Source organism: Microbacterium sp. CPCC 204701 (genome assembly GCF_004010105.1).
GTDB lineage: Bacteria > Actinomycetota > Actinomycetes > Actinomycetales > Microbacteriaceae > Microbacterium.
In genome coordinates, this window is record NZ_RRYE01000229.1 from 1 (window position 1) to 4,898 (window position 4,898).

6 protein-coding genes are annotated in these 4,898 nt (G+C 70.0%); 2 read left to right on the top strand and 4 right to left on the bottom strand.

Going from position 1 to position 4,898, the window contains the following annotated elements:
• A partial coding sequence (locus tag EIO58_RS12550) for a TetR/AcrR family transcriptional regulator (protein ID WP_127819822.1) occupies positions 1-504 on the bottom strand: 504 nt, incomplete at its 3' end.
• A 101-nt stretch (positions 505-605) separates the two neighbouring features.
• Between EIO58_RS12550 and lipB the strand changes: the two genes are divergently transcribed.
• A complete protein-coding gene (gene lipB, locus EIO58_RS12555; RefSeq protein ID WP_127819823.1) occupies positions 606-1,244 on the top strand; it encodes a lipoyl(octanoyl) transferase LipB in 639 nt (212 codons plus the stop codon).
• The gene (lipA, locus tag EIO58_RS12560; RefSeq protein ID WP_205789255.1) at positions 1,241-2,269 is read left to right on the top strand and encodes a lipoyl synthase; all 1,029 of its coding nucleotides are present in this window, start codon (positions 1,241-1,243) and stop codon (positions 2,267-2,269) included. The genes lipB and lipA overlap by 4 nt, the downstream gene beginning before the upstream one ends.
• A 15-nt stretch (positions 2,270-2,284) precedes the next feature.
• Here lipA and EIO58_RS12565 read toward each other — a convergent pair whose 3' ends face one another.
• From EIO58_RS12565 to EIO58_RS12575, 3 genes are all read right to left on the bottom strand, one after another.
• Positions 2,285-2,785, bottom strand: coding sequence for a DUF2004 domain-containing protein (locus tag EIO58_RS12565; protein ID WP_127819824.1), 501 nt, complete (start codon positions 2,783-2,785; stop codon positions 2,285-2,287).
• Positions 2,786-2,913: 128 nt separating this feature from the next.
• Positions 2,914-3,786 (bottom strand): signal recognition particle-docking protein FtsY, encoded by an 873-nt coding sequence (gene ftsY, locus EIO58_RS12570; RefSeq protein WP_127819825.1) that lies wholly within the window; start codon positions 3,784-3,786, stop codon positions 2,914-2,916.
• 21 nt (positions 3,787-3,807) lie between these two features.
• Positions 3,808-4,898: AAA family ATPase (locus EIO58_RS12575; RefSeq protein WP_240658806.1), on the bottom strand; the 1,091-nt coding region annotated here is incomplete at its 5' end.

Consider the following 4,898-nt stretch of genomic DNA (forward strand, 5'->3'; position numbering starts at 1 on the left):
CGCCCATGCCTCGATCGCCGCGAGCACCGCGCCGCCCCACGCCGCACCGGCCACCTCGGCCCGGAGCCGATCGGAGCCTCCACGCACGAGCCGGGCGGCTACGGCCCGCGCGATGCGCGAGCGCCGCAGTGCAGCCTCGCGCTCGATCGCGTCTTCGAGACCCATCGCCTGCGCGTTGACGATGCCGAGCGCGAGGCTGTCGGGGGTGAAGGCGTCGGCGACGGCCAGCGCCTGCGCGCGGACCGCAGCAGAGGCATCCGGGACCTCCCCCGCGGCGAGGCGCTCCTCGAACGTGGCGATGCGCTCGTCGAGTCCTGCCCACAGGATGTCGGACTTCGATGAGAAGTAGTTGAAGAAGCTCGAGCGGCTTACGCCGGCCCGCGTGGTGATGTCGGCGATCGACGTCGCCTCGAACCCCTTCTCGAGGAAGAGCTCGCACGCCGCCTCGGCGAGGGTCTCACGCGACGACGCCTTCGGTCTGCCCACACGCCCGCTGCTGCTCACGACGACACGCTACCGGGCGGCGCGGGCCCGCGGCATCCGTCGGTCCTCTGAAGGCGTATTGTTGGACGCAATCCAGCAATTGCCGCAAGCGAAGGAGCAGGATGCTCGAGATTCAGACCGTCGGCCTCTCCCCCGACGCCGTCCCCTACCTCGACGGCTGGGAGCTGCAGCGCCGCGTGCATGCGGAGGTGGTCGCCGGCGATCGGCCCGACACGCTTCTCCTTCTCGAGCATGAGGCGGTCTACACCGCCGGCAGGCGCACCGAGCCCCACGAACGACCCACCGACGGCACGCCGGTGGTCGACGTAGACCGCGGCGGCAAGATCACGTGGCACGGCCCCGGCCAGCTCGTGGGGTACCCGATCGTGCGGCTCCCCGAGCCGGTGGACGTCGTCGCACACGTGCGCCGCATCGAGCGGCTGCTCATCGCGGCACTCCGCGAGCACGACGTGGACGGGTACCAGGTCGAGGGCCGCAGCGGCGTGTGGGTGCGCCGCCCGCTGTCCGAAGACAAGGTCGCGGCCATCGGTGTGCGCGTCGAGAAGGGCGTCACCATGCACGGCTTCGCCGTCAACTGCGACAACACGCTCGCCGGCTTCCGCGGCATCATCCCGTGCGGGATCACCGACGCCGGGGTCACGACGATCAGCGAGGTCGCCGGGGCGCACATCGCCCCGCGTGACATCCTCGGCTCGGTGTCGCGCGTCTTCGCCCACGAGTACGCGGGGGTGGCGGCGTGAGCGCGTGCGGCGCCGGCGGAGCCGCCGCGCCCGCCACCGGACCTGACGGTCGCAGACTGCTGCGCCTGGAGGTTCGCAACGCCCAGACGCCCATCGAGCGCAAGCCGGAGTGGATCAAGACCAAGGCGAAGATGGGCCCGGAGTACCAGGCCCTGCATTCCCTGGTGAAGACCGAGGGGCTCCACACGGTCTGCCAGGAGGCCGGGTGCCCCAACATCTACGAGTGCTGGGAGGACCGCGAGGCCACGTTCCTGATCGGCGGCTCGCAGTGCACGCGCCGGTGCGACTTCTGCCAGATCGACACCGGCAAGCCCGCCGACTACGACATCGACGAGCCGCGACGCGTGGCCGAGAGCGTGACGCGCATGCAGCTGCGCTACGCGACCGTGACCGGCGTCGCCCGCGACGACCTCCCCGACGGCGGCGCGTGGCTGCACGCCGAGACGGTGCGGCAGATCCATGCGCAGAACCCGGGCACCGGCGTCGAGATCCTCGCGACGGACTTCAACGGCGACCCGGCGCTCTTGGGCGAGGTCTTCGACAGCCGCCCCGAGGTGTTCGCGCACAACGTCGAGACGGTGCCGCGCATCTTCAAGCGCATCCGCCCGGCCTTCCGCTACGAGCGCTCGCTCGATGTGCTCACGCAGGCGCGCGCAGCGGGGCTCATCACGAAGTCGAATCTGATCCTCGGAATGGGCGAAGAGCCGGAGGAGGTCGTCCAGGCGCTGCGCGACCTGCACGAGGCGGGCACCGACATCATCACGATCACGCAGTATCTGCGGCCCTCGCCCCGCCACCTCCCGGTGGCCCGCTGGGTCAAGCCGCAGGAGTTCGTCGACTTCAAGGACGAAGCCGAGCGCATCGGATTCCTCGGCGTGCTGGCCGGTCCGCTCGTGCGCTCGTCGTATCGCGCGGGGCGCCTGTGGGCGCAGTCGATGGTGTCGAAGGGGCGCGAGATCCCGCCGCACCTGGCGCACTTCGCCGAGGACGTGCACGTAGAGCGCGGTTTCGCGCAGGCCGTGTAGCGCCCCGGGCAGCGGTCAGTCGGCGCTGGTAACCGAGAGCACCGCGCCATCGGAGTCGAGGTTGACGAGCAGCACGTCGTCGGTCGCGTCGGGATCGAGCGCGTACTCGAGCACCGCGAACGGGTCGGCGCCGCCGTGCTCGTCGGCGAGGATCGTCATGCTCATCAGCTGCAGCGAGCGGATGACGTCGATGTGCACGTCGCCCGAGATGTCGACGAGCATCTGCTCGATCGCGTGGCCGAGAGCCTCCTGCTGCTGCAGGACGTACTCGGTCACCTCGCTGGTGCGGTCGCTGAGCTCGTCCACCATGGCGTTGCGCGCGCTGCGGTCGATGTCTTCGATCGATGAGATCAGCGCGGCCGCGACGTCGAGTGCCGCTTCCGACACGTCGTCCTGGTCGGGCGCGGTGAGGTCCACCGTGACCGACTGGTCACCCAGTTCGACGTTCTCCGACCAGAAGATCGATCCGTCAGGCCCCGACTCGAGGAGGCCGAAGTAGTCGTGCTCGATCGCCATGTCCCCATGAAACAGCAACCGGCGCGTCCGCGATAGCCCGAACCGGGCGTGGCGCCGAACGCGCGCTCGCGCAGGTCGCACGGCGACCGGCGACGCCGCTCGGCGGCTGCGGCTGTCCGCGACCGACGTCAGTCGACGAGGGATGCCGCGAACACGTGCGGCGTGAATCCGGTGAGGTCGCCGATGCCCTCGCCCTGACCCAGAAGCTTCACCGGGATGCCGGTGCGCTCCTGCACGGCGAGCACGAATCCGGCCTTCGCCGAGCCGTCGAGCTTGGTGATCACCAGCCCCGTGACCCCGGCGTGCTCGAGGAACGCCTGCGCCTGCATGACCCCGTTCTGGCCGGTCGTGGCGTCGAGCACCAGCAGCACCTCGCTGATCGGCGCCTGCTTCTCGATGACGCGGCGGATCTTGCTGAGCTCGTCCATGAGCCCGCCCTTGGTGTGAAGTCGGCCGGCGGTGTCGACGAGCACGATCTCGGTGCCGGTGCGCTGTGCGTACTCGATGGTCTGGAAGGCGACGGATGCCGGATCCTGGCCCTCCTGCTGGGGCCGTACGATCGCGGCCCCGCCCCTCTCCGCCCAGGTCGCGAGCTGGTCGACGGCCGCGGCGCGGAAGGTGTCGGCTGCGCCGACGACGACCGAGCGGCCGTAGCGCTGCAGGAACTTCGCGAACTTGCCGATGGTCGTGGTCTTCCCCACGCCGTTGACGCCCACCACGAGCACGACCGCCGGGCGCTCGGTGAGCCGCAGCGTCGTGTCGAATTTCGCGAAATGCTCCTCGAGGGTCTCCTTCAGCATGCGCTGCAGGTCACGCGGGTCGGTGGTGCGGAACCGCTCGACCTTCTCGCGCAGCTCCTCGACGACGCGCTCGGTGATGTCGGGGCCGAAGTCGGCGGTCAGCAGCGCCGTCTCGAGGTCGTCCCACGTGTTCTCGTCGATCGTGGGCTTGACGAACATGCCGCGCAGCGCGCGGCCGAGCGACCAGGAGCTCTCTGCCATGGCATCCAGCCTAGGGTCCGGTCAGCTGGCCGCGCGCTCGACGATGCGCTGGCCGACGACCGCCGAGACGCCGTCCTGGCGCATCGAGACCCCGTAGAGCGCGTCGGCGATCTCCATCGTGCGCTTCTGGTGCGTGATGACGATCAGCTGGCTCGATTCCCGCAGCTGCTCGAACACCCCGAGGAGCCGGCCCAGGTTCGCGTCGTCGAGCGCGGCCTCGACCTCGTCGAGGATGTAGAACGGGCTCGGCCGCGCCTTGAAGATCGCGGTGAGCAGCGCCACCGCGGCCAGCGACCGCTCGCCGCCCGACAGCAGCGAGAGCCGCTCGATCTTCTTCCCCACCGGCCGCACGCTGACCTCGATCCCCGTGGTCAGCGGGGATTCCGGGTCGGTCAGCGAGATCGACCCGGTGCCGCCAGGGAAGAGGATCGGGAAGACCTCGCCGAACGCCGCCTTGGTGTCGTCGAACGCCGCGAGGAAGATCTCCTGCATGCGCCCGTCGAGCTCCTCGATGATCGTGAGAAGGTCTTTGCGGGTCTGCGTGAGGTCGGCCAGCTGTTCCGTCATGAACTTGTGCCGCTGCTCGAGGGCCTCGAACTCCTCGAGCGCGAGCGGATTCACGCGACCGAGCTGCGTCAGCTTGCGCTCGGCCTCCTGCAGGCGGCGTCGCTGCTGCGAGCGATCGTACGGGACGGTCGTCGATTCCTCGGCGTCGCCGGCCGCGACGGCTTCCTCGACAGCCGTCTCGACGGGAACCGGTTGATCCGGACCATATTCCGATACGAGAATGTTCTCATCAAGCCCCAGCTCGGACTGCACCCGCTCCAGCAGACCGGTCGCGTGCAGCCGCTTCTCATGGATCTGCAGCTCGAGCGTGTGGACGCTGTCGGTGAGCCCGGCGAGCCGCTCGCGCACGGCGGCCTCCTGCACCCGCAGGTCGGCGAGCTCGGCCGTGAGGGCGGTGCGCTCGGACTCTGCGGCGGCGAGCTCGGTGCGGGCCTGCGCGAGCGAACGATCGACCGAGTCGATCACGGCCGGAAGCTGAGCGGCGACGCCTGCCGCGATCTCGCGCTGCGCGCGACGGATCACCGAGCGACGCGCCGCCTCGGCCG